Genomic DNA, 23,385 nt, shown 5'->3' on the forward strand with positions numbered 1-23,385 from the left:
ATGATTTTATCTTTTTTTAGACATCTTATCTTGTTAGCAATTACTCTCATTGTTCTATCTCTTATTAGCTATGCTGTTCTTATGAGAGATCCACTGAATGAAACCTTAGCTGTACCTTATTTTTATTCAGGCTATTTACCTTATATACAAAACTTGCTGAAAGGCGACCTAGGGATTAGTTACAATGGTGGAGAATCGCTAAGCAATTTAGTATTAACCGTACTACCTCCGACTTTAGAATTATGTGTTAGTGCCATTTTACTTGCAATTATTTTTGGTATCCCATTAGGCCTAATCGGTGCAATGTATCGAAAAAAAACCTTAGGAAAAATGGTCCGCACTTTATCTGTTATTGGTCTTTCGCTTCCCGTATTTTGGCTTGCGCCTCTATTACTTTATGCAGCGGCTATTTATGGCTGGGAAATTGCTGCTATTGGGCAATATAATTTGCTTTATGAAATTCACCCCATAACGGGATTTCCTATTATTGATGTATGGTTTATCGATGAACCTTATCGAATCAAAGTAATTCAAAACGTATTGCAACACTTGATTTTACCTACTTTAGTACTGACTATCTGGCCAATGATGGAAATCATCCGTATTGTGCAAGGACGTGCAGAATATTTATTTGAACAAACCTATATCAAAATTGCTACGACAAGAGGTTGGTCTATGTGCAAAATTTTACGCGTACATATTTTACCTAACACCTTGCCACTGCTGGTTCCACAAATGACTCGTTTATTTACGCTTGTAATCGCACAATGTATGCTTGTAGAGGGTACATTCGGCTGGTCTGGTATTGGACGCTGGTTAATTAATGCTGTTGCACAGCAAGATTACAACAGTATTTCCGCAGGTATTATTGTGATTGGATTATGTATTATTGTGGTGAATTTATTGGTAGAAACCCTCACCTTCATTTTAGATCCGCTAAATAAGAAAGGCTGGTATGCAAGATAAAGATACTACTGCAACATTCCGTGATACGGGGACGCTAACAACAATTTGGAAACTTTTTCGGCAAGATAAAGTAGCACTCGCTAGTTTTTATCTTTTTTTGTTGTTTATTTTAACCGCAATTTTTAGCCCTTTCATTGCGCCTTATTCTAGTGATGCGCAATTTGTTGGTTTTGAATTAATGCCACCGTCTTGGGTAAATGGTGGAAAGATTGCTTATTTCTTTGGTACCGATGATATTGGACGTGACGTATTAAGCCGTTTAATTACTGGCGCACGCTATACACTAGGCTCAGGGCTGATTGTAGTAATTTTTACTGCGTTTTTAGGTGGCATAATGGGGATTTTGGCAGGGATGTCACAAGGAATTAAATCTCGTATCTTAGGGCATTTTCTGGATGCCTTTTTGTCCACCCCGATTTTGCTGATTGCAATCATTATTGCCACATTAATGCAACCTAGCCTTATTAATGCGATGCTAGCTATTACTTTGGCATTATTACCGCACTTTATCCATGAAATTTATCAAGCAATTCAGAAAGAGTTGAAGAAAGAATATGTCTTAATGCTCCGTCTTGAAGGCGCGTCAAATTGGATATTACTCAAGGAAGCAATTTTTCCAAATATTTGGGTAAAATATATCCAAGAGATCACTCGAGCTTTTGCTATTGCAATCCTAGATATTAGTGCATTAAGTTTTATTTCTCTAGGTGCACAAAGCCCTATACCTGAATGGGGAGTAATGATTAAAGATTCTCTCGAACTGATTTATCTTGCACCTTGGACAGTTATCCTGCCTGGACTAGCTATTATGGTAGTGATCTTAATAGCTTTATTACTTGGTAATGGTGTCAATAAAGCAATTGAAAGATATTATGAATAGGGATTCCTATGGCACTACTTGATATTCGCAATCTTTGCATAGAAATAAAAACACCAAATGGTCGCGTGAGAATCATCGATAATGTGAATCTTACCTTAAATGAAGGGGAAATCTGTGGCTTGGTCGGGGAATCAGGCTCTGGGAAAAGCCTGATTGCAAAAGTGATTTGTAACACCATTAAAGATTCGTGGATTGTTACCGCCGATCGCTTTCGTTTTAATGATGTGGAATTACTCAAGCTTAGTCCACATAAAAGACGGAAATTGGTTGGTAAAGAGATCTCAATGATTTTCCAAGAACCACTTACCAACTTAGATCCAAGCACAAAAATTGGTAAGCAACTTATTCAAAATATCCCATCTTGGACATTTAAAGGGCGTTGGTGGCAGTGGTTTGGCTGGAAAAAGCGACGTGCAATTGAATTATTACACCGCGTGGGGATTAAAGATCACAAAGATATAATGAACAGTTACCCCGATGAAATTACCGAAGGGGAAGGACAAAAGGTAATGATTGCCGCTGCTGTTGCCAATCAACCCCGCTTATTAATTGCTGATGAGCCGACCAACTCGTTGGAATCTATTACCAAGGTGCAAATTTTCCGCCTATTATTGAGTATGAACCAAAATCAAGGCACATCTATCTTGCTAGCAAGCAATGATATAAATAGTATCCGTGAATGGTGCGACAGTTTCAGTGTGCTTTATTGTGGACAAAATGCGGAATCAGGGCCAAAAGAAAGTGTGCTAAACACACCACACCACCCTTACACCAATGCCTTATTGCATTCTATTCCTGATTTTAAACAGCCGTTGCCACTCAAAAACCGCCTAGGTACATTGCGTGGTAGTGTTCCCCTGTTAGATCAACTGCCTATTGGCTGCCGCCTTGGTCCTCGTTGCCCATTTGCACAGAAAAAATGCATCAATAAACCGCCTACAAGACGAATCAAACATCACGAATTTGCCTGTCATTTTCCCCTCAATTTGCGTGAAAATCAGCGAAAAGAAAACGAAGACGTGATAACACCACTTATCATTAATACGGATGAAAATAACGAAGAATAGGAAAATTGAATGAGTGCATTGTTAGAAATTAAAAATTTATCCAAATCCTTTGATGATAATGTCGGAATTTTTTCATCTAGCCAGTTTGTTGCGGTGGAGAATGTCAGCTTTCAGTTAGAACACAAAAAGACCTTAGCCATTATGGGCAAAAATGGCTCAGGTAAATCTACTTTGGTTAAAATGATTGTAGGAATTATTGCCCCAAGTGCGGGGGAAATTTTGTTTAAAAATAATCCCCTACAGTTCGGCGATTACCACTACCGTTCACAGCATATTCGAATGGTTTTTCAAGATCCTAATAGTTCCTTCAATCCCAAACTCAATGTTGGGCAGATTTTAGATACCCCATTACGCCTTGCCACACATTTAAGCGAACAAGCTCGTAATGAAAAAATCTTCTCCACTCTGAAACTCGTTGGACTTTATCCTGATCATGCTAATATCAAAATCAACACGATGTCAGTAAGCCAAAAACAGCGTGTAGCCCTTGCTTGTGCCTTAATCCTTGAGCCTGAAATCATCATCACCGATGATGCACTTGGCTCACTAGATGCCACAGTAAAAACGCAACTAATGAATTTAATGCTTGAAATCCAAGATAAGCTGGGTATTTCTTATATTTATGTCGGGCAAAATCTGGGAATCATTAAACATATTTCTGATAATGTATTGGTGATGGATGAAGGAAAAATGATTGAATACGGCACAACCCGAGAAACGTTCATCCATCCTCAAAATGATATTACCAAACGCCTTGTAGAAAGCCATTTTGGGCAATTACTAACAGATGAATCTTGGCAATAAAAAGGCTGAATAAAACTCAGCCTTATATACAACAATTTATTTCTTCGGCTCTAACACAAATTCACCAAAAGAAGAGTTAATGTGGAAATTTGGTTTTTCGGTTTTTGGATCAACCCAAGTAATCCAGTTAGTTTGCTCTTTACCTTTTCCTTTCATAATTGAGAATTCTGCTCGGTAAGCTCCAGCACGAATTTTGCTACCTTGAATTAAATGATGTTCTTTTAATTCACTGAGTGCTATTTTACCCTCTAATGTATAACCTTTCTCCGTGCGAATCCCCACAGTTTCTAAAGTTTTTGGATCCCATTCTGCATTAATATTTTTTTCAACATCACGCAACATTGATAAAGTGCGGCCTTTGTAATCCATTTCTAAAGCAACATATTTCGGATATTTTCCATCGGCTTGCTGTTTATCAATTTCACCTGGTGCCATAAATAATTCTACACGGTCTTCACGCGCAACCATCCATTCGTGATCAGTTGTGTCATAAATTAAAACATTCGGATCTTCTACATCAAAAGAAAAATAAAAATTTTGATCATCGTGGAATGCCTTAAATTCTGTTTTTGGCATTTGCGCCTGCTCCCAAGGATTCACAAAATCTGTTACCCCTTTGACTTTGCCCCACACCGCTTCATCAAGCTTACCATCTAATACTGGCGCTTGTGATTCAAATGCCACGTTATAGCTCTTAGCAGGTGCTTCTGCTGCCGCATTCATTGAAAATAATGCCCCAAAAAGGGTTGCAATTAATAATTTCTTCATAAAAATTCTCCTATGAATTAAAGATAAAATGAATCATTATCTATGAGTTTGACGCATTAAACGAACAATGGTAATGGTGTTTACTACCATAACCGTACTTTCTAATAACACGCCGCCTAAAGATCCCACTAAAATATTATTTATTAACCAACAAGCTGAGCCGACTAGCATAAATAAACGCATTGGAATGCCTTTTAATAAAAATAATGAAATCGTTCCAATGGTTGAAGCAATAATAGGGAAAACTTGCCAAACGGAATCTGCAATCACATAGCCAAAAATAATCCCTAATAAAACAAAAAATAAGGCAATATATTTTGATAAAACAAAAATAGACATTGCCGTTCTTAAGGTGGAAAGCAACGAGCTTAATGCTGCCACATTCGCACCTAATAAAATAAAATGACTCATATAAGTGATATTTTGAATCAACATCACAATTTTGAGTTTTTTATCATTCTTTTGATAAAAACAAATTACCCCTAATATAAAAGCTAAAATACCAAGTAATTGTGGAATGTTTATAATATTGTCTAGCATAAAATGTATTAATTAATATTCTGTAAACTTATATCTCTAGCCAAACAAAATTGAATTTAAACTAGAATAAAGTTTCAGTCTATGAATAAGTTTTGATTTTGTGATCTTGATCTAAAATTTTCAAAACGATGTTTCAAATAAAAAGCGGTCTAAAATAGACCGCTCTTTTTATATGTATCTTCTCTGCATCACACCATCAGATTAAATGTCTAACGGCTGTGCTGTTTCTTTTAGTACGGCATTAAGGGCTTCAATATTAGCTTTACCTTCGTTGAGTAGCCATTGTTTTGCCGCTTCTGCACCCTCTGCTTTAAAGATTTCTGCTGCACCTGCCCAAGTAGCACGTCCACATAATACGCCGTTGAAATCACAGCCTGCGTCTTTAGCAAAACGGAGTGTATCTAAGAATAATTGCGCGCTCACACCTGCACTTAAGAAGATGAATGGAATCTCGGTGGCATCGCTTTGTTCTTTGAAGTAAGCTTTCGCTTGTGCTTGGCTATATACCGCTTCTTGCTCTGCAAACCCTTCCACAAATTTCATATCCACTGGTACTTCCACTTTTAATACATCAACACCAAAACGAGGTTCGGAGAATAATTTCATTGCTTCGATCACTTTACGTGGTTTAATTTTCGCATACGCTTTTGGATCAGAAATATTCGCGTCATAGCTCACAAGCTCTAAGAAGAATGGCATCTCTTCTGCTTTACATTCTGAAGCCACACGTTCTACAAAGGCTTCTTTACGATCATTCACTTCTTTGCCTTCGTCAATGTCGATATAAAGCAATAATTTGATCCCGTCTGCTCCTTTGGCTTTTAAGCGCTGTACAGACACATCGTCAATTAAGTCAGGGTAACGACCTGGTTGGGTTTTGTCGTAGCCTGTTTTTTCATAAGCCATTAATAAACCTGCGTTGGCTGCACGTTTTTCAGCCGCTTTCCAGCCCACTTCAGGATCAAGCAAAATAGATGAGGAATAAGGCGTTAAGTATTCAGATACCAATACTTTAAACTCTGCAAGCTGTTCATTACTTGCAGATTCGCCAAGCATGCGTCGTAATGCACCACGTTGGTCAATAGCTAGTGCTGCAATTAAATTGTCTTGGCTGCATAATTTTTTTAAACGTTCAGTTCTTAAATTTGACATTGTTTTCTCTCCATCTTTGTAAATATAAAATACTCAAATTATTCACCACAGTTATATACAGGCTCACCTTTAATATAAGTGGCTTGAACGTGTAACGCTTTGTCTAATAAGGTGAAATTTGCTTCTTTACCCACGGCAATATCACCAATGCGATCTGCCACACCTAAATAAGTGGCGGGAATAGTGGTAACCATTTGAATAGCTTCCCATACTGGCACATCGGCTTTAAATACCATATTGCGTAAAGCTTGATCTAGGCTGCAAGTGCTACCCGCTAGTGAACCGTCAAAGGTTCTTGCTTGACCGTCTTTCACTCGCACCGTTTGCACACCGAGAGTATATTCACCATCTGCTAAACCACCTGCACGCATACAATCTGTAATCAACACCATTCTACGATAAGTTTTTAATTTATAAGCTAAATTTAATACGGCAGGATGAACGTGAATGCCATCTGCGATAATTTCTGCCAGCATATCGTGATATAACACCGCCCCCGTACAACCTGGCTCACGGTGATGCAAGGCACTCATTCCATTGAATAAATGCACACCACAATCTGCCCCTAAATAATAAGCTTTAGTAATCTGCTCAAAGGTCGCATTGGTATGTGCCACTGAGACTTTGACGCCATTTTCTATCAACCATTTAATGGCTGGTTCAGCATTTTCAATTTCAGGCGCAACCGCTACGCGTAATAAAGTGCGGTCGGAAATTTGCAATAATTCTTCTAACTGAGAAATAGTTGGCGACATTAAATATTCTGTTGGATGTGAACCACGATGGCGTTCAGTGAAATACGGCCCTTCCATAAAGCTACCCAACAATTCTGCGCCAGATTGCTTACCTCGCTGGATATAATCTTTCATTCGTTGCATTGATGAAAGAATATTTTCCCAAGGGGCTGAAACGGTCGTTCCCACCCATGCGGTAACTCCGGTTTGTGGTAAGGCTTGTGCAATGGTAGCAAGGGCGGTGTCGTTTTCATCCATCACATCAGCCCCTGCTCGTCCGTGAATATGCACATCAATAAAACCAGCAGAAAGATAACTGTCGGGATAATAACGCACATCGCAATCAGTAGGCTTTTCTTCCTGGATACTTTCAATTTTACCTTGATTTATCACCACATATTTATTCAGTAATTCTCCTGATGAAGTCATTACTTTTTCGGGTTTAATGGCATAACGCATTCTTTTTTCCTCTTAATCTACAATAATCATTTCAATATTATTTTCTTGAAGTGCGGTCAAATATTCGGGAGAAATTCCAGAATCAGTAATTAATACATCAATATCGGCAAACTTGCGGATAATATGGCAGCTTTTCTTGCCAAATTTACTGGAATCGGTTACCGCAATCACTTGATTAGAAATATCACACATAATACGGTTCAAATTGGCTTCTTGTTCATTATGGGTGGTAATGCCAGCCTGAATATCAAACCCATCCACACCAAGAAAAACCTTGCTAAAACAGTAGTTAGCCAAACTTGCATCGGCTTGTGGTCCTGAGAAAGACATTGCATTTTTGCGTAATTTCCCGCCTGTCATTAACACTTCTACATTTTCGGCATCAGCTAATTCAGAGGCAATGTCCAACCCATTTGTCATAACAAGCACATTTTTAATTGTCGATTTTTTCAACGTAGCAGCGATTTCTCGCGTGGTTGTACCTGAATCTAAAATAATAATATCATCATCATTGATCAGTTTTAGTGCAGCTTCCGCAATCTTATTTTTCGCCCCTAAATTACGATGTCTTTTTTCGGCATTACTTAATTCTGCAATCATTCCTTTATTCGGTACAGCACCACCGTGAGAACGAACAATATAGCCATTTTTTTCTAAAAAATTGAGATCTTGCCGAATAGTAACCGTAGAAACAGAAAAGGTTTCAGCCAAATCCTCCACGCGTGCGGAAGAATTTTTATTGACTATTGCAACAATCTCCATTCGCCTTTCAATTGCACTCTTCATCTTTTCGTCCTTTAAGATGTTGCGTTAAAAAATTATAGCTCAAAATAAAGCCAAATGAAATAAAATGAGTTAAAAGAGATGAGCTTATAAACGATAAAATGTTGCTCACTTTCAACCCTTTATCTTTCATTCTTAAACATTTCTTCCTAGTACTTCAATTTGGCTTAATGCCGTAAATGGTGAAGGATCTTTCGCTTTCACAAAATGTGTTAATTGCAAATGCTCGCATTGACGTTTGGCAAATTGGAAAAACTGAGGTTGCCCTGTTCTTTCCAAATTTAAGAGCTCTTCTGAACCATCAGAAAATTGTACGCTAACTTGCTGCCACCACGCATCGTGTGGAAAATCTGCGCGCAAAATTAGCACAAGCCCATCAACTTCTACATTGCGTCCAAATTCAATTTTTAATTCTGCGTTCGGATCTTGTGCGTTACTCCAAGAAGTGAAAGGATAGGAACCGTGTGCATTACTGTCAAAAATACCATCAATGACATTGTATGACGCAAAACGAATGTTGCTCGCCACAATGTTGCTACTAATGCGTGGATAAACGCTCGTTTGCTGTGGTTGAAAATACGGATTAAAGGCAAGATTACCATATTGCGCCACTTCGTAATCTCTGGCAACACGTACCCATAGAAAATGAATGCCGCCTTGGAATGCCTTATCACTGTTAAATAAACGTCTGTCATCGCCAAAAGGAATGCGGTATTCAAAGCAATTTTCAGTTAAATAGACAAGGCTACTTTCAAGGCTATCTTCTAAACGTAATTTTAAATAACAAGGTGCATTATCTGTTTCAATACAAATGCGATCGCCTGCTTGATACTCACCTTTGTAAGTGAGCATTAAGAAATCAAACGCACTTTTACACAATTTAATATTATCATCTTTATCTAAAATGCTTAGAGTAATTTTTGTCATCATTTCTCCTCAAAAAAATCAGCCACAATAATAGTGGCTGACTAATCAGATTATTTTGCTTTTGCTGAAGCCTCAATGGCTTGGAATTCTTCTGGATTCCATACCATCGGTTTTGGCTGGGCGCTGATCCAGTCGTAGAACGCTTTTTGCAATTCTTTCACTTTTTCTGGATATTTATCTGCCACATCTTGGCTTTCTGCTGGATCAACTTTGTCGTGGTAAAGGTGAAGTTTGTTACTTCCGTCATTGTAGAAGTATAACGCCCAATCTTGATCACGAATTGCCCAAGCGCTTTTTGATAATTTTTCTAAGTTTGGATTTTTTGGTGCCTCATTAGTGTTATAAGTGATGTATTTCCAATAATCTGCCCAGAATTGTTGGTTTTCTTCACTATAATGTTTCGCACCAGGGCCTGCCCAATATAAGTATTTATGCGGAGAAACTTTTTCTTTCCCTTCTAATACAGGTAAAATATCACGGCCATCTAATTTCAATGAATCTGGCACTTTAATATTTGCTGCTTTCAATGCACTCGGCAGAATATCCATCGCAGAAATTAACATATCGTTTTTGCTATCTGCGGGAATATGTCCTGGCCAAGATACGATAAATGGTACACGTACCCCACCATTATACATTTGTCCTTTGAACCCACGATCCATACCATTTAATGGCATTGGCGCTTCGTGTACAGAACCGTTATCGGATAAGAAGAAAATAATGGTATTATCTAATTTGCCATCGGCTTTCAATTTATCGATGATTTTTCCAATACCTTCATCCGCTGCATTAATTGCCGCAAAATATTTATCCGCTTCAACGTTACCTGTATTGAATTGATCCATATATTTTGCCGGTGAAGCTTCTTCTAATGGAATGTGCGGTACGCTATAGGCAAGATTTAAGAAGAAGGGTTTATCGCCTGCTTTATCAATAAATTGTAGCGCTTCATTGGTTAAATTATGAGTTAAATAACCCGGTGCTTCGATAGGTTTGTCATTACGCCATAATGCAGGGGAATTCCATAATGCTGCCCCAGATACAAAGTAGCTATAAGAATAATCAAAACCACGATCTGTTGGGAAATAGCCTTTATCTGGTACAGATGAGAAGTTATCGTGATAATCACGAGTTTTCACATCATCAGGCTTAGTGATACGTCCAATTTTTCTGTCTTTGTTTACGCGTGCATTGTGATATTTCCCGATATTTGCAGTGGTGTAACCGTTTTCTTGGAACAACGCAGGTAATAATTTCACATCAAGTGGAATACCGTTAAATGAATCATCGTTACTATAAATACCAAACGAAGCAGGATAACGTCCTGTTAAAATCCCTGCACGAGATGGCCCACAAACAGGGTGAGCAACGAACGCATTGGTCATTTTTACCCCGCTAGCCGCTAATTTAGATACATTCGGCATTGCGCGTTGTGCAGCATCGATCATTTTATCTAAATCACCTTGATAACGCGCTGCAACAGGACGTTTGCTTAGTTCATTTTTGTCTAACGAATCAATGGCAAAGTCTAGTTGCCCCGTACCAAGATCATCCATCACTATCACTAAAACGTTCGGATGCTGAGTATTGTTCGTTTGTGCATAAAGTGGCTGAGCTGCCGCACCACCTACTACTAATGCTGATAACAAACACTTATTGAGTAATGAAAGTTTCATTAAATTCTCCTTTATTAGGTGTTAGTTGATAATTCGCATAATCTCTTCTGCTAAACCACCTTGTTGAATAATATCGCGCATACGATGCATTAAAGGTGCAGTTTGGCGGAAGAAAAGTTGGTAAGAAGGACAAAGATAATTGTGTTTAAATTTTTCCCCTTTCAGATTCACAATACGGTGTTTTGGACAACCGCCTTGACAAATCATTCGTACATCACATTTTTCGCAAGCTTTAGTGAGCGTTTCTTTTTTCGCATTACCAAATTTTTGTTGCTTAGTTGAAAGGGCAATTTGATTGAGTGGCTGTTTATTGACATTGCCTAAACGATAATCAGGATAAACATAGTGGTCACAAGAATACACATCACCATTGGCTTCTACGATCATCGCTGTACCACAGGTTTCCGTATGAATACAGCTGGTTGATGGATAGCCTAACCATTGCCCAAGTAAGTTATCAAATTCACGCACGAAAATACGCCCTACATCTTGGCGAACCCATTCGGTAAATACATCTAACAAGAAATGTCCATAACCATCTGCTGGCACAGAAAAAGGTGCCATTCGATAATTTTTACCTGGGTTATAATCACTGCGTTGCAAGGAATAATTAGCCACTTCTACAATAGGAATAAACTGCATAAAGGTTGATCCCAGCTCTTTCAATGCATGGTAGGTTTCTTTCCCTTTATTCCAGTTTTTATCATTGATCACAGTAAGCGTGTTGAAATCCACTTCGTATTCTTTGAATAAATCAATCGCTTTTTTCACCCGTTCAAAGGTAGGTTGCCCATTGACAGAAATACGATAGCGGTCGTGAACATCACTTAATCCGTCTACCGAAATCCCAATAAGAAAATTATTCTCTTTAAAAAACTCTGCCCATTGGCGATTAATCGCAATGCCATTGGTTTGAAAACCATTGGTGATGGTCTTGCCATTAGCAAATTCTTTCTGAAATTGCACCGCTCTTTTGAAAAAATCTAAACCAAGTAAAGTTGGCTCACCACCTTGCCAAGCAAAATCAACGTGATCACCTGCGTGGGATTCAATGTAGTTTTTAGTGTATTGGCGTAACGTTTCTTCTGACATTAGGCGTACATTATGCGTTAGCACCTGCTCTTTCTCTAAATAAAAGCAGTATTCACATTTAATATTGCAGTGAAAGCTACTTGGCTTTGCCATCATATGAAAATAAGCGGGTTGAGATTGACACATAAACGACTCCTAATGTGAAAGATATGATAGAGAAAAGATAATTTTAGTTTAAACAGAATTATCTTTGAAAGGGGAAATGTCCTTTTTCCCCTTACATCAATAGCAAATTAGCTATTTAATACTTCAGTAACGTAAGCGCGAATTTCATCATCTTGACAGTTGTCGAAGAAGCATTGTTGGAAACGCTCGCCACTTACTGCGGTTTTTACCAATTCAGGATCGATCGCACGTAATGTATCTAAGTAGTTATCTTTTGCTACCGCTGCTTTCACTTGATTTAAGATGCCAGCATTGCGTACTTGCGGCTCGCGACGTTCTACAGGGTAACCTTGCCCACGTTCACCTTCAAATGCTTTTTCAAACATATAACGAACGTTTAATTCAGCCCCCCAGCCAAACCCTTTCGCAAATGCTAAAGCTAATGCATTACCATTATTAATTTGAGAGAATAAGAATGCATCAGCAGGATCTAAACAGTAACCACATACAACCCCAGGATGAAGATTTAATGACATCAACGCACCTTGACCAGTTCCGCAACCAGCGATCACAAAATCAACAGCCTTAGAATTAAGCAAAATACTCGCCATAATCCCTAAGTGGATATAGGTTAAGTGGTGATCTTGCTCACTGTTCATTCCCACGTTATAAACACTATAACCTTTTGGTTCAACCACGTTTTTTAATTCATTTAAAATAATTGGGTTTTTCGCCGCTTGGCTATTTTCCATCATTAATGCAATTTTCATTTTTCTTTCCTTTAATTAAATAAAATCAATCATTATTTCGCTTGTAGCTGATAAATCTCAGCTCCAGCTAACAAGAATGCGCCAACACCATAATCAATATTGTGTTCCGCTTTTACTTCTCTTGGATTAAATGCAGGCAATTGGATCCAACCTAATTTTCCTTCAGAATCCACCGCACTTACTAATCCCGCCCACGCCTTCTCAACCGCAGGTTGGTATTTTTCACGCGCTAATACGCCTTGATTTACCCCCCACGCTAAAGCATAGCAGAACAATGCGGTAGCGCTACTTTCTTTGGCTGGGAAAGTTTGTGGATCAAGTAAGCTTGCACGCCAGAAACCATCTTCTTGTTGGAATGGTAAGAGCGTTTCCGCAAGATGGCGATAAAGTGCTAAATAACGCTCACGATCTGAGAAATCTGCCGGCATATCTCTGAATAAACGTGGAATGGCAGCAATAACCCAACCTACGCCACGCCCCCAAAAGACTTTCTCACCATTGGCTTCACGCAATTCACCGCCTTTACCATCTGGAATATAACGATAGTCGCGGTAGAACAAACCGGTTTCTTTATCTTGTAGATGATCAACAGAATCCCACCAAGCTTGGTTCGCATAATCACGATATTTACTTTCACCCGTTAATGTGGATAAAGCAAAAAAGACTTGTGGTGCCATAAAGAGTGAATCGCACCACCACCAGTCTTCACGCCCTGGTTTTGGATTCGCCAATATATCTTCGACAAAATTAACCGTCGGTTCTAACGCTTCTGGCTGGTTAAATAAAGGATACACATCAAGATAGGATTGCGCACAAACCAAATCATCGGCAAAGCGTAAATGAGGCCCAGTGCGAAAACCTGTGTGTAAGGTGTAGCTTAATACACCATCTAAAAAAGTTTGTTCACCTGTTACTTTCCACGCATTAGAAACGCTCGCCCAAAATACGGCGCGATCCCAGTCGGTATCTTTAATAAATCTAACACGACCTGTACGGCGTACCACAGTACGAGTTTGATTTGCCGCCTGCCATTGATAAACCTTTTTCATCAATGCAAGGGTTTGCTCTTGTTGAGGTTTCATAAACTCTTCCTCTTACATAGTTGATAAGCTAAATGCTTATAATCCGTCTGTTTCGTCTTGTTCATCTTGCGAAAGTGCGGCAAGATCTTGGCGCAAATCTTTAATCTGGCTAAATTCGCCATTCGCTAGGCAATCAGTTAATTCACGCAAGGTGAATTCTTCGCGTTCTAATGCTGCATTTACAATCATTGATAAATTCGCACCTGCGACCACTTCTACGTTAGGATCTTGTAATAGAATATTGACAGCTCTATTACAAGGCGAACCACCATAAAGATCCACTAAAAACAATACACCATCACCTGTATCTACTCGTTGTTTTGCCGCAAGAAGTTGAGCTTCTAATTCATCAGTAGACATTGATTCTAAAAAATCAACAAATTCTAACTGTGCTTGCTGTCCAGCAATAGCCTCTACAGCTGAACGCATACCTGAAGCAAAATTAATGTGACCTGATACTACTATACCTAACATAATTGTTCCTTATCTATACTAGTAAGGAAATGGAGAATCCCCATTTCCTTATTAACTATCGTTTATTATCAATTAAATAATACCAATTAAGTGTCCAATCACACCAAAAGCAAGTGTACTGAAAATAAGAACAGGAGGTTTAGCCCAGAATCCAGTCCCTTTCACGAGTTTAAACATTAGGAACACTAACGCCAATGGTAAAAGATTAGGCATTATCTTATCGAAAAGGGCGGTCTGTAATTCTACTACTTTACCACCTAACTCAATGGTTGCTGTAGTCTTAAATCTTATAAAGGTAGCACATAATGCCCCAATTACGAAGATCCCCATAATATTTGCAGCTTTTGCCAAGCGCTCAGTTGAATCACTCATATTCACCATCGCGGCTGTACCGGCTTTATATCCCATAAACATCAAGCTGAAGTACACAAAGAAGTGTAAAATCTGATAAAGGATAAAGAATACAAATGGACCTGCAACAGAACCTTCAATCGCGATAGACGAACCTAAAGCCAAAGTAAGTGGCATAATCGTCATATGGTCAATACCATCCCCAATCCCACCTGTTGGCCCCATACCTGCTACTTTCATTACATTGATAGTAGAAGGTTTTTCTTTATTTTCTTCCATCGCAATAGCAGTACCAAGCAAGAAAGTAAACAGTTTTGGACTCGCATTAAAGAATTGTAGATGATTTTTTAATGATTTAGCCAAATCATATTTATTATTACCGTGGATTTTTTTCAATGCTGGAATGATTGAATATGCCCAACCACCACCTTGCATACGCTCGAAGTTAAAGTTACCTTCCATGAACAAACCACGAATCGCACATTTCCAAAGATCGCCTTTTGTAATTACTTTACGAACAGTTTGGTCTTGATATGCATCAATATCATCAACAAGGCTTACTTGATTATTTACATTTTTAGATTCCATCTTCGAACTCCTGTGCTTGAGATTGGTTGTTATTATTGCCATTACCTGAGAAGTAGAAATAAAGTACTGCGATTGAACCACCGATGATTGCAACAGCCATAATTGGTAGTTTTAGGTAAGTCGTTGCAACGAAACCGATGAAAAATACCCCCGCAACTTGTTTTGACCACATAATTTTTAATAACATTGCAAAACCGATTGCTGGAACTAAACGCGCACCTAAGCCTAAACCTTCTAATAATGCTTTTGGTGAATTGTTGTTGATCCAATCTGCAGCGTGTTCACCGAAGTACACGGTAACAAAAGCAACAATTGCGTATAATAATGAGCGTAATGAAATAGTTGAAATTAATAAGAAATCAATTCCATTTGGATTAGCTTGTTCAGCATATTCATCCGCTTTTCCCATAGTAAATGAAGTTAATGCAAAGAAACCGATAACCAACATTTGCATTAACACCGCAATTGGCATACCTACACCCATTGCAACTTCCGCACTTTGCCCTGTCATTGCTGCGAAAGCAACCGCTGCAATAGTACCCATTGTTACATCTGGCGGCTGAGCCCCAGCATTAGGCACTAAACCTAACCAAGCTAATTCAAGTGTTGCACCTGTAATTAAGCCTAATTGTAAATCCCCCATAATTAAGCCTACAACAGGCCCCGTGATTAACGGACGGTGGATATTTAATGCGACATCGTATTTATCGATACCACAGAAGAACGCCCAAACGGCGACTAATAATGCTTCAGTTAACATAAACGCTCCTTATTGAGTATTAAAGATATTGTTTAATATCGATTTCTTGTGCGTCCGGCGTATTTTGGATTGTGCAAGTTACCCCTGCGTTCACCATACGGCGGAATGCGTCAAGATCCTTTTCATCAACAGAAACCGTTTTGGTTAATTGCGTTTTGCCTTCGTGGAAATGCATATTACCGATATTGCAATGTTTGATAGGCACCCCACCTTCAACTAAGCGGGCGACATCTGTTGGATTGTTACATAAAATAAAAATCTTTTGTTGTGGTGATGCTTTATGAATCACATCAATGGTTTTTTGGATTGTGAAGAAACGCACAGCGTATTCACCACCCGCTGAAGCTTTCATTCCTGCTTGCATAAATGCTGCATTTGGGCCTTCTGCTGCTTCATCGTTCGCCACTAAAATTAAATTAGCTTCCGAATGTTTACCCCAAGTAATACGGATTTGTCCGTGTAGTAAACGCTCGTCAATTCGTGTCCATACAATATTAGGTGCTGACATAAAAATCTCCTTAATTATGAATTAAATGGGTGAATAATAACACCTTGAACCACTCGGTTTACTTCACCTGTTGGGCAAGGATTGTCAGTGGTAATACCACGACTGAAAGAACTATAAAATGAATTTACTTGTGCAAAGACAATGTATGGGAACAACAAGGCATAATCTGGTGCATTGCTAAAGCCTTCCACTTCAATCACATCATTGCCTTCCACACCAGCCTGTGCGGTTAAACACACAACGCGACTTGCAATATTATCGCGACGTAATTCATTATATAAATCAACATCATATAAACGGGTATAAGGTTGATTTGATAAAAATTCCACCACAACAGTTTTAGGATTCACAATAGATTTAGGTCCGTGACGGAAACCTAGTGGTGAATCATAGGTTGCAACAATGCGTCCTGCGGTTAATTCCAAAATTTTCAAGGCAGATTCCTGCGCAAGGCCTTGTAAGCCACCGCTGCCTAAATAGATAATGCGTTCCATATCGACTTTAGAAAGCTGGCGAGCATAATCCACATAGCGTGGAATCAGTTTTGCTGTGGCATCGCAAATAAATTGTAGTTGTTCAACCACTGACCCTTTTGGCAATAAGAACACGGAAAGTGCTGATAACATCATTGAACTAAAGCTAGATGTCATTGCAAAACCGCCATCATTAGTTTGTGGTGGCATTAATAAGGCTAAAGTGCGGTCATTTTTTTGCGCATTTTGATATAACGCGCCTTGCTCATTACAAGTAATAAATAAATGATAGCAATTGGTTAAACATTGATTAGCTAATTCTACTGCTGCCACACTTTCCGGACTGTTACCTGAGCGTGCGAAAGAAATTAATAACGTTGGCACATCCTGTGCAAAATATTGGTAAGGATTAGACACGATATCCGTTGTCGCAATGGATTCCACACGTTTATCTGTTAAAGTTAAAACGAAAGGCTGTAAGGAATGCCCCACGAATGCAGAAGTTCCTGCACCAGTGAAAATCACACGTCCGTTTGCCGCATTCATTACAGGTGCAATAAAATCTAAAATTTGCTGGCGTTGTGCTTCCACAGTATGTAATGCTTGCAACCAAGCCTGAGGCTGATGCTCAATTTCTTTTGCGGTCATAATGGCTTTGCCTGCCACTAATTCGCTTTCTGAAAACCCTAAATAACTTGTCATCTTATCTATCCTCAATTATTTATTGAAAAAACTTGCTAAAGCATATTGACGAACAACAGCACGCACTTTGTCTAGCACTAAATCTTTACCACGCGGAGCAAGCGTTCCTTCGCGCACGGCAACATATTGTTCTGGTAAATATTGGCTTAATAGCGGTAATGGAATATCGACATTATCAAAATTCGCTAACAATTTCTCTACCGCCGCACCAATTTCAGGATTTGTCCAGTAATAACGAATACGATCGCTAAAGCTAAAACTTCTTGCAAAACGTTGCTCTAACTCTGTACCGTGATAGTATTTTTGCCAGTTTTCTGGGTGTGCCAACATTTGCTCTTCAAGCACAGCAAGCAAGTTAGAACGTTGTTCTGCTGGGAATAAATAATCTTCCATTGAGCATAATGCATATAAGCCTTCGCGTAATGCGAAAGTTAACGCTGGTCCTACTTTCAAAATCGCAAAATGATTTTTTACTAAGGCTTTGTAAGCCTCTTCTGTTTGATAATCGGTAGAATGGGCTTCAAACACTAAATTTTCATAATCGTTTACCACTTGACTTAAGGCTTGGGCTTTCTCAGGAATAAAATCAATCACTTTGGTGTGGTCAAACTCTACCCCTGGCTGCACCACTAAACCAATTACGCGTGACCAAATATTTTCTAACCCAACACGCGCGAAAGCTTGTTGGTGAGCATTAATCGTGGCTTTCGCTGCACTTGGTGAAGTTACTTCTAATTCGGCAATTTCTTCTGCTTCCCCACCAGGTACAGGAACTTCTGTGCCAACAATGTATACAATACGATCTGCAAAACCATTTTTTGCTGCGGTTTGTTCTGCAATCACAGCCAGACGTGCGGCACGTTCAGCCACAATTTCATCAGAAAGTGGAACAGGATCGCCTTTGCAAGACATACTGCAATCTAAGTGGATTTTTTCAAATCCTGCTGCAACATAAGCTTCAATCAGCTTCTCTGCATTTGCCATTGCTTCATCCGCGGTCAATCCTTGCCAACGGTTAGGTCCTAAATGGTCACCACCTAAAATTAATTGATCACGCGAAAAACCCACTTGATCAGCAAGTTGTTCAACAAAATGACGAAAATCTGCTGGTGTCATTCCTGTATAACCACCAAATTGATCCACTTGGTTAGACGTCGCTTCAATCAATAATGGTGTGTTATCTTGCTTCGCTTGTAATAATGAGGCTTCTAATACGAGAGGATGAGCAGAACACACGGAATAAATCCCCACGGCCTCCCCTGATTTATGTTGTTTGATTAATTTCAATAATATACTCATTTTATTTAATTTCCTTTTTTGACATTAAGGGGATTTTGTAAGCTTTTACTTTCAAATTGTTTTGACAAGATTATAACGAAAGAAATCAAAAGATAGAAATACAAAAATCGAAATATGTGATCTAATTCACAAAATTACATTTTTTTTATAAAACGACGTTTTAAAATGTGGAGATTGGCATTTTTTTATGAAAAAATATCTTTACTTTGTTCAATAAAAAAGTACTGAAAAGTGTAATAAACCTACCCTACTTAGTGAAAATAAGGAGTAATCAGATGAGTATTTCACGCCGTAATTTTATTAAGGGCGTTGCAACCACTGGTGCAGCAGCGGCTCTGTCTTCTACTGCTGCAGTAAATGCAGTCGCCAATACTAATGATAAAAATCAAGCAAAAAAATCTAGTAATCCGCCACTTAATCTACTCATCGTATTTCCAGACGAAATGCGTGCAATGGCGCAAGGCTTTAAAAAACAAGATCCTGCAATTACACCACATTTAGATGCTTTTGCAAAAACAGCCAAAGTAATGGATCAAATGGTATCAAACTATCCTCTTTGCTCGCCATTCCGTGGAATGTTTATGACTGGTAAATATCCGCAACATAGTGGCGTAACTGGTAACACCCACGATTATGGCGGAAAAGTAGGGATTGAACTTTCGCCTTACTCAAAATGCTGGTCTGATGTACTTAAAGATGAAGGCTATTCTTTAGGTTATATTGGTAAATGGCATTTGGACGTACCAAAAGAACCTTACATTAAGAGTTATAATAACCCTATGGAAGGTCGTTATTGGAACGACTGGACGCCGCCAGATCGCCGTCATAGCTTTGACTTCTGGTATTCTTATGGTACTTATGATCTCCATTTAAAACCGATGTACTGGGGTAATGATACACCGCGTGAATACCCTGAATATGTCGATCAGTGGGGACCAGAACATGAAGCAGATATGGCGATTAAATATCTTCGTAATGAAGAAAACAAATATCGTGACCCAAGCAAACCATTTGCTCTAGTAGTATCAATGAATCCACCACATTCTCCTTACGATCAAGTGCCTCAGAAATATCTTGATATGTATCCACAAAGCTCTAAAGAGTTAAATACTCGTCCAAATGTAGATTGGGATAAAAAATACCAAGATGGCTACGGTCCACAGTATTTCAAAGAATATCTAGCAATGGTTTCAGGAGTGGATGAGCAATTTGGACGTATTCTTGCTGAACTTGATAAACAAGGATTAGCGGACAACACATTAGTCGTGTTCTTCTCCGATCACGGTTGCTGTTTAGGTGCTCACGGCGCACCAACCAAAAATAATGTGTACGAAGAATCAATGCGTGTTCCAATGATGTTCCGTTTACCAGGTAAAATTCCTGCTGGTGTAAACGAAAGCCTAATGTCTGCGCCAGATATTTATCCAACGATTCTTGAGTTACTAGGTTTGAAAGAGAGCATTCCTGATAGTGTCGAAGGGGTGAGTTTAGCAGAACAAGTGCTACACGATAAAGGCCTTAGCCCAACATCTCAGCTCTATCTATTTGTGCCTTACGGTCAACCATCTTTCGGCAGACGTGGGGTGCGTACCGCAACGCATACACTAGAGATAGATCGTCAAGATGGCGAACCATTGAAATATAAACTCTTTGATAATGTAGCAGATCCATATCAGATGAAAAATATTGCTGATAGCAACCCTGATCTAGTACAAAAATTAATCAAAGAAGAATTATTACCTTGGTTAGAGAAAACAGGCGATTCTTGGCGTCCAGTGGAATTCATTACCGGACCAACGAAAAAAATGAAAAAACAAGCCGAAAACTGTGCAGCACCAAAAGCCTAGTAACAGTAAAGGCTTAATAGCACGCTCTCACTGAATTTTCAGTGAGAGCAATTAGGAGCGGATAAATGCCAACCAAACCCGATATTCGTTTTACTGAACGTCCTTATTTAGCCCACGAACATCCTAGCTTGTATGATTATTGGCGGACATTTAAGGAGAGATTGCAGCGCTCACTGAAACGAAAAGCCTTGTTGAGCAAAACTGATCCTCTTATTGATAAACAGCTTAAACAGGCATTTACTGAAAATTCCTCCTTTTCACAAGAAAAGTTTGAATTATTGGTGAGTTATTTTATCCGTTCCTTTCTTCATTATGCCAATGATGGCTATGCCCGCACTGATTACTACGGCTATCCATCGGAACAAGGAATGGTTTCCGATTCGATTGAAGGAGCAGCACGCAATTATCCTTTGCTTGCAGCCTATTTAAATTATCAATCTGATACCACGCATCCCCTTTTTCAGCAAGTTCAACAAGCCTTATCTGCAGGCTTTCTCAATGCCACCAATCCCAACCATTCTGGCTACTGGGGAGAATTAAAAAGTTTTCAACAAACAATCTGCGAAAGTGCAGACTTTGCCCTTGCCCTTTGGTTGAGTAAAGAACAGATTTGGGTCCATTACAATACCCAACAAAAACAGCAAATCATCGATTGGCTGCGCCAAATCAATCAAGTACAAACCGTGGACAACAATTGGCATTTATTTATTTTATTAGTGCAATTCGTGGTAAAGCAGCTTGCTGGCATTGATGAAATCAACCACGAACGCTACCAACGGATTAAAGAATTTTATGTCGGCAATGGTTGGTTTAGAGATGGTGAGAAAGGCAATTTCGATTATTACAACTCTTGGGGCTTTCATTATGGGCTATTTTGGCTCGATCAAATTTCCCCCAATTTTGACCGCTCTTTCATTCAACAAAGTGCGGTGGAATTTTGTCAAGATTTTCACTATTTATTTGCACCACAAGGTTTTGCTTTTTTCGGGCGCAGCCTACCCTACCGTTTCGCCGCGCCTACCGCTTTAATTAGCACAATGATCCAACAACAAAAAAGCAATGGACAAGGCAAACGTATTTTATCTTGCCTGACACATTTTTTTATCCAACAAGGCGCGATTCAAGAGGGCAATGTCACCCAAGGGCTATTCCAAAAAGATAGGCGATTGATTGATCCTTATAGCGGAGCGGCAAGTGGTCTGTGGTCACTGCGCCCTTTTATTTTATTACTTTATGGCAGCCAGAAAATCAATTTCTGGCAAACGACAGAACAGCCCCTTGCCATTGAGCAGCAAGATTACGATATTCGCATTCCTGCCATTGATTTGCGCATTATTGGTACACAAGCCACCCAAGAAATTGTGGCACTGTTTGAGCATCAACAATATCCCAATGCCCCTTTTGCCCAAGCCTGTTTACACCAACAAAATAGAATAAAACACGCTATCGAATGGCTTTGCGGACGTTCTACCAGAGAGAAAAATAATTTATTGCGCAAAGGTGTAACGGCCTTTTCATCAAAATTATCCCTTTATCTTCCAAACAAAGCGAAAAAATAGCGAAAAAACATCGCACTTTTTCTATACTAATTATATGCAAATACCTAAAAATTAAGGCGGAATATTTCAACTCCACCTTAGTTTTATTCCTTGTATTACTCTGCCACAGGATAATGTTGATAACCAAGCTGTTTAGACACATTGCGCCCTGCTTGATGCAACATTCTCACTAAATGCGCTAAGTTTTCTTTTTCAAAACGCACGATCGGCAAGGAGACAGAAATGGCTGCCACAATATGCCCTAAACGATCATAAATTGGTGCAGCAACGCAATGCAGGCCTACTTCTTGTTCTTCTTTATCTTCCGCATAATGCTGCTCGCGAACCAACGCAAGCTCTTGTTTTAACTCTTCAATATTTTTCAGCGTATTTTCTGTATGCTGAACAAACTCGATATCTCTGAGCAATATTTGTAATTCTTGCTCAGAAAGCGCTGAAAGTAATACTTTACCTATTGCAGTACTATAAGAAGGGTTTCTGCGCCCAATGCGAGAATGCATTCTTAAGCTATAAGTGGAATCAATTTTGTGTAAGTAAATGATCTCACTACCCTCTAATGCACCTAAATGCAAGGTTTCGCCTGTTTGCTTAGCAATCACTTCCATTTCTTTATTGGCAAGATCGATTAAATCCACATATTCTAAGGCTCTTGCACTAATTTCAAATAATTTTAATGTAAGGCGATATTTATCACTTTCCCCTTCTTGGGCCACAATTCCAATAGATTTCATCGTTTGTAAGAAACGATAAATCGTGCTTTTAGACATCATTAAACGTTGAGCGAGCTCTGTTACACCTATTTCTTTCTTCTCACTCAGCGCATCGACTATGCCAAACACTTTTAGAACGGAGGAAACCGCATCTGGTTGGGTATCTTTTTCCATATTTTTAGCATCTCAAAAGTAAAATCAACTATCTTAAGTATATTAACACAAGCAATAATTTTGAAAAGCAGCAAAATAAAATGAAACCTTATTTCAATTTCATTGAAAGTCATACTTAATCGCCTTATAATCGGC

23 protein-coding genes are annotated in these 23,385 nt (G+C 39.0%); 6 read left to right on the forward strand and 17 right to left on the reverse strand.

The features are described from left to right. From L5B71_RS04975 to L5B71_RS04990, 4 genes are read left to right on the forward strand one after another with little or no spacing between them, the layout of a single operon-like run. The gene (locus L5B71_RS04975; RefSeq protein ID WP_265757274.1) at positions 1–966 is read left to right on the forward strand and encodes an ABC transporter permease; all 966 of its coding nucleotides are present in this window, start codon (positions 1–3) and stop codon (positions 964–966) included. Continuing rightward, positions 956–1,846: an ABC transporter permease subunit gene (locus L5B71_RS04980; protein WP_265757275.1), complete on the forward strand. Its 891-nt coding sequence runs from the start codon at positions 956–958 to the stop codon at positions 1,844–1,846. The genes L5B71_RS04975 and L5B71_RS04980 overlap by 11 nt, the downstream gene beginning before the upstream one ends. An 8-nt stretch (positions 1,847–1,854) precedes the next feature. Further along, positions 1,855–2,913, forward strand: a complete 1,059-nt coding sequence (locus tag L5B71_RS04985; protein ID WP_265757276.1) for a peptide ABC transporter ATP-binding protein — start codon at positions 1,855–1,857, stop codon at positions 2,911–2,913. A 9-nt stretch (positions 2,914–2,922) separates the two neighbouring features. After that, complete coding sequence (locus L5B71_RS04990) at positions 2,923–3,717, forward strand: peptide ABC transporter ATP-binding protein (protein WP_265757277.1); 795 nt, start codon at positions 2,923–2,925, stop codon at positions 3,715–3,717. Positions 3,718–3,753: 36 nt separating this feature from the next. On the opposite strand, the gene L5B71_RS04995 is transcribed toward L5B71_RS04990, so the two are convergent. The 16 genes from L5B71_RS04995 to kbaZ all read right to left on the reverse strand — a co-directional run bounded on the left by L5B71_RS04995 (position 3,754) and on the right by kbaZ (position 18,960). Further along, a complete protein-coding gene (locus L5B71_RS04995; RefSeq protein WP_265757278.1) occupies positions 3,754–4,485 on the reverse strand; it encodes a carbohydrate-binding family 9-like protein in 732 nt (243 codons plus the stop codon). Positions 4,486–4,521: 36 nt separating this feature from the next. After that, positions 4,522–5,025 (reverse strand): YgjV family protein, encoded by a 504-nt coding sequence (locus L5B71_RS05000; RefSeq protein WP_265757279.1) that lies wholly within the window; start codon positions 5,023–5,025, stop codon positions 4,522–4,524. Positions 5,026–5,226: 201 nt separating this feature from the next. After that, positions 5,227–6,177, reverse strand: coding sequence for a tagatose 1,6-diphosphate aldolase (locus tag L5B71_RS05005; protein WP_265757280.1), 951 nt, complete (start codon positions 6,175–6,177; stop codon positions 5,227–5,229). 38 nt (positions 6,178–6,215) lie between these two features. Next, positions 6,216–7,370, reverse strand: a complete 1,155-nt coding sequence (nagA, locus tag L5B71_RS05010; protein ID WP_265757281.1) for an N-acetylglucosamine-6-phosphate deacetylase — start codon at positions 7,368–7,370, stop codon at positions 6,216–6,218. Positions 7,371–7,382: 12 nt separating this feature from the next. Next, positions 7,383–8,156, reverse strand: a complete 774-nt coding sequence (agaR, locus tag L5B71_RS05015; protein ID WP_265757282.1) for a transcriptional repressor AgaR — start codon at positions 8,154–8,156, stop codon at positions 7,383–7,385. 132 nt (positions 8,157–8,288) lie between these two features. Further along, positions 8,289–9,080, reverse strand: a complete 792-nt coding sequence (locus tag L5B71_RS05020; RefSeq protein WP_265757283.1) for a hypothetical protein — start codon at positions 9,078–9,080, stop codon at positions 8,289–8,291. A 50-nt stretch (positions 9,081–9,130) separates the two neighbouring features. Further along, the gene (locus L5B71_RS05025) at positions 9,131–10,756 is read right to left on the reverse strand and encodes a sulfatase family protein (protein ID WP_265757284.1); all 1,626 of its coding nucleotides are present in this window, start codon (positions 10,754–10,756) and stop codon (positions 9,131–9,133) included. A 21-nt stretch (positions 10,757–10,777) separates the two neighbouring features. Further along, positions 10,778–11,974 carry an anaerobic sulfatase maturase gene (locus L5B71_RS05030; protein ID WP_265757285.1) on the reverse strand — a complete coding sequence of 399 codons (1,197 nt, stop codon included), beginning with the start codon at positions 11,972–11,974 and terminating at the stop codon, positions 10,778–10,780. A gap of 107 nt (positions 11,975–12,081) precedes the next feature. Continuing rightward, complete coding sequence (locus tag L5B71_RS05035) at positions 12,082–12,723, reverse strand: RpiB/LacA/LacB family sugar-phosphate isomerase (RefSeq protein WP_265757286.1); 642 nt, start codon at positions 12,721–12,723, stop codon at positions 12,082–12,084. 32 nt (positions 12,724–12,755) lie between these two features. After that, complete coding sequence (locus tag L5B71_RS05040) at positions 12,756–13,805, reverse strand: glycoside hydrolase family 88/105 protein (RefSeq protein WP_265757287.1); 1,050 nt, start codon at positions 13,803–13,805, stop codon at positions 12,756–12,758. Positions 13,806–13,841: 36 nt separating this feature from the next. Then, positions 13,842–14,279, reverse strand: coding sequence for a PTS galactosamine/N-acetylgalactosamine transporter subunit IIA (gene agaF, locus L5B71_RS05045; RefSeq protein WP_265757288.1), 438 nt, complete (start codon positions 14,277–14,279; stop codon positions 13,842–13,844). A gap of 72 nt (positions 14,280–14,351) precedes the next feature. Beyond that, a complete protein-coding gene (locus tag L5B71_RS05050) occupies positions 14,352–15,218 on the reverse strand; it encodes a PTS system mannose/fructose/sorbose family transporter subunit IID (protein WP_265757289.1) in 867 nt (288 codons plus the stop codon). Beyond that, on the reverse strand, positions 15,208–15,978 hold the full coding sequence (gene agaW / locus L5B71_RS05055; protein WP_265757290.1) for a PTS N-acetylgalactosamine transporter subunit IIC: 771 nt from the start codon (positions 15,976–15,978) through the stop codon (positions 15,208–15,210). The genes L5B71_RS05050 and agaW overlap by 11 nt, the downstream gene beginning before the upstream one ends. 19 nt (positions 15,979–15,997) lie before the next feature. Beyond that, on the reverse strand, positions 15,998–16,486 hold the full coding sequence (gene agaV / locus L5B71_RS05060; protein ID WP_265757291.1) for a PTS N-acetylgalactosamine transporter subunit IIB: 489 nt from the start codon (positions 16,484–16,486) through the stop codon (positions 15,998–16,000). Positions 16,487–16,500: 14 nt separating this feature from the next. Next, on the reverse strand, positions 16,501–17,661 hold the full coding sequence (locus tag L5B71_RS05065) for an SIS domain-containing protein (protein ID WP_265757292.1): 1,161 nt from the start codon (positions 17,659–17,661) through the stop codon (positions 16,501–16,503). Positions 17,662–17,676: 15 nt separating this feature from the next. Next, positions 17,677–18,960, reverse strand: a complete 1,284-nt coding sequence (gene kbaZ, locus L5B71_RS05070) for a tagatose-bisphosphate aldolase subunit KbaZ (RefSeq protein WP_265757293.1) — start codon at positions 18,958–18,960, stop codon at positions 17,677–17,679. Between the two features lie 275 nt (positions 18,961–19,235). On the opposite strand from kbaZ, the gene L5B71_RS05075 reads away from it, so the two are divergent. Both L5B71_RS05075 and L5B71_RS05080 read left to right on the forward strand, forming a co-directional pair. Beyond that, the gene (locus L5B71_RS05075) at positions 19,236–20,807 is read left to right on the forward strand and encodes a sulfatase family protein (RefSeq protein WP_265757294.1); all 1,572 of its coding nucleotides are present in this window, start codon (positions 19,236–19,238) and stop codon (positions 20,805–20,807) included. A 65-nt stretch (positions 20,808–20,872) separates the two neighbouring features. Beyond that, positions 20,873–22,366, forward strand: coding sequence for a DUF2264 domain-containing protein (locus tag L5B71_RS05080; protein ID WP_265757295.1), 1,494 nt, complete (start codon positions 20,873–20,875; stop codon positions 22,364–22,366). 95 nt (positions 22,367–22,461) lie between these two features. On the opposite strand, the gene kdgR is transcribed toward L5B71_RS05080, so the two are convergent. Further along, a complete protein-coding gene (gene kdgR / locus L5B71_RS05085) occupies positions 22,462–23,250 on the reverse strand; it encodes a DNA-binding transcriptional regulator KdgR (RefSeq protein ID WP_265757296.1) in 789 nt (262 codons plus the stop codon). Positions 23,251–23,385 lie beyond the last annotated feature (135 nt).

This window comes from Avibacterium sp. 21-586, from assembly GCF_026226775.1.
Lineage (GTDB): Bacteria > Pseudomonadota > Gammaproteobacteria > Enterobacterales > Pasteurellaceae > Avibacterium.

What these genes read in the sequence shown, in the direction of transcription:
- kbaZ (WP_265757293.1), bottom strand. Translation starts at nt 18,960, where the DNA reads ATGAGTATATTATTGAAATTAATCAAACAACATAAATCAGGGGAGGCC.
- L5B71_RS05005 (WP_265757280.1), bottom strand. Translation starts at nt 6,177, where the DNA reads ATGTCAAATTTAAGAACTGAACGTTTAAAAAAATTATGCAGCCAAGAC.
- L5B71_RS05030 (WP_265757285.1), bottom strand. Translation starts at nt 11,974, where the DNA reads ATGTGTCAATCTCAACCCGCTTATTTTCATATGATGGCAAAGCCAAGT.
- L5B71_RS05035 (WP_265757286.1), bottom strand. Translation starts at nt 12,723, where the DNA reads ATGAAAATTGCATTAATGATGGAAAATAGCCAAGCGGCGAAAAACCCA.
- kdgR (WP_265757296.1), bottom strand. Translation starts at nt 23,250, where the DNA reads ATGGAAAAAGATACCCAACCAGATGCGGTTTCCTCCGTTCTAAAAGTG.
- L5B71_RS05075 (WP_265757294.1), top strand. Translation starts at nt 19,236, where the DNA reads ATGAGTATTTCACGCCGTAATTTTATTAAGGGCGTTGCAACCACTGGT.
- L5B71_RS05080 (WP_265757295.1), top strand. Translation starts at nt 20,873, where the DNA reads ATGCCAACCAAACCCGATATTCGTTTTACTGAACGTCCTTATTTAGCC.
- L5B71_RS04985 (WP_265757276.1), top strand. Translation starts at nt 1,855, where the DNA reads ATGGCACTACTTGATATTCGCAATCTTTGCATAGAAATAAAAACACCA.
- L5B71_RS05050 (WP_265757289.1), bottom strand. Translation starts at nt 15,218, where the DNA reads ATGGAATCTAAAAATGTAAATAATCAAGTAAGCCTTGTTGATGATATT.
- L5B71_RS05025 (WP_265757284.1), bottom strand. Translation starts at nt 10,756, where the DNA reads ATGAAACTTTCATTACTCAATAAGTGTTTGTTATCAGCATTAGTAGTA.
- L5B71_RS05000 (WP_265757279.1), bottom strand. Translation starts at nt 5,025, where the DNA reads ATGCTAGACAATATTATAAACATTCCACAATTACTTGGTATTTTAGCT.
- L5B71_RS04980 (WP_265757275.1), top strand. Translation starts at nt 956, where the DNA reads ATGCAAGATAAAGATACTACTGCAACATTCCGTGATACGGGGACGCTA.
- L5B71_RS05065 (WP_265757292.1), bottom strand. Translation starts at nt 17,661, where the DNA reads ATGACAAGTTATTTAGGGTTTTCAGAAAGCGAATTAGTGGCAGGCAAA.
- L5B71_RS04995 (WP_265757278.1), bottom strand. Translation starts at nt 4,485, where the DNA reads ATGAAGAAATTATTAATTGCAACCCTTTTTGGGGCATTATTTTCAATG.
- L5B71_RS04990 (WP_265757277.1), top strand. Translation starts at nt 2,923, where the DNA reads ATGAGTGCATTGTTAGAAATTAAAAATTTATCCAAATCCTTTGATGAT.
- L5B71_RS04975 (WP_265757274.1), top strand. Translation starts at nt 1, where the DNA reads ATGATTTTATCTTTTTTTAGACATCTTATCTTGTTAGCAATTACTCTC.
- agaW (WP_265757290.1), bottom strand. Translation starts at nt 15,978, where the DNA reads ATGTTAACTGAAGCATTATTAGTCGCCGTTTGGGCGTTCTTCTGTGGT.
- agaV (WP_265757291.1), bottom strand. Translation starts at nt 16,486, where the DNA reads ATGTCAGCACCTAATATTGTATGGACACGAATTGACGAGCGTTTACTA.
- agaF (WP_265757288.1), bottom strand. Translation starts at nt 14,279, where the DNA reads ATGTTAGGTATAGTAGTATCAGGTCACATTAATTTTGCTTCAGGTATG.
- agaR (WP_265757282.1), bottom strand. Translation starts at nt 8,156, where the DNA reads ATGAAGAGTGCAATTGAAAGGCGAATGGAGATTGTTGCAATAGTCAAT.
- L5B71_RS05040 (WP_265757287.1), bottom strand. Translation starts at nt 13,805, where the DNA reads ATGAAACCTCAACAAGAGCAAACCCTTGCATTGATGAAAAAGGTTTAT.
- nagA (WP_265757281.1), bottom strand. Translation starts at nt 7,370, where the DNA reads ATGCGTTATGCCATTAAACCCGAAAAAGTAATGACTTCATCAGGAGAA.
- L5B71_RS05020 (WP_265757283.1), bottom strand. Translation starts at nt 9,080, where the DNA reads ATGACAAAAATTACTCTAAGCATTTTAGATAAAGATGATAATATTAAA.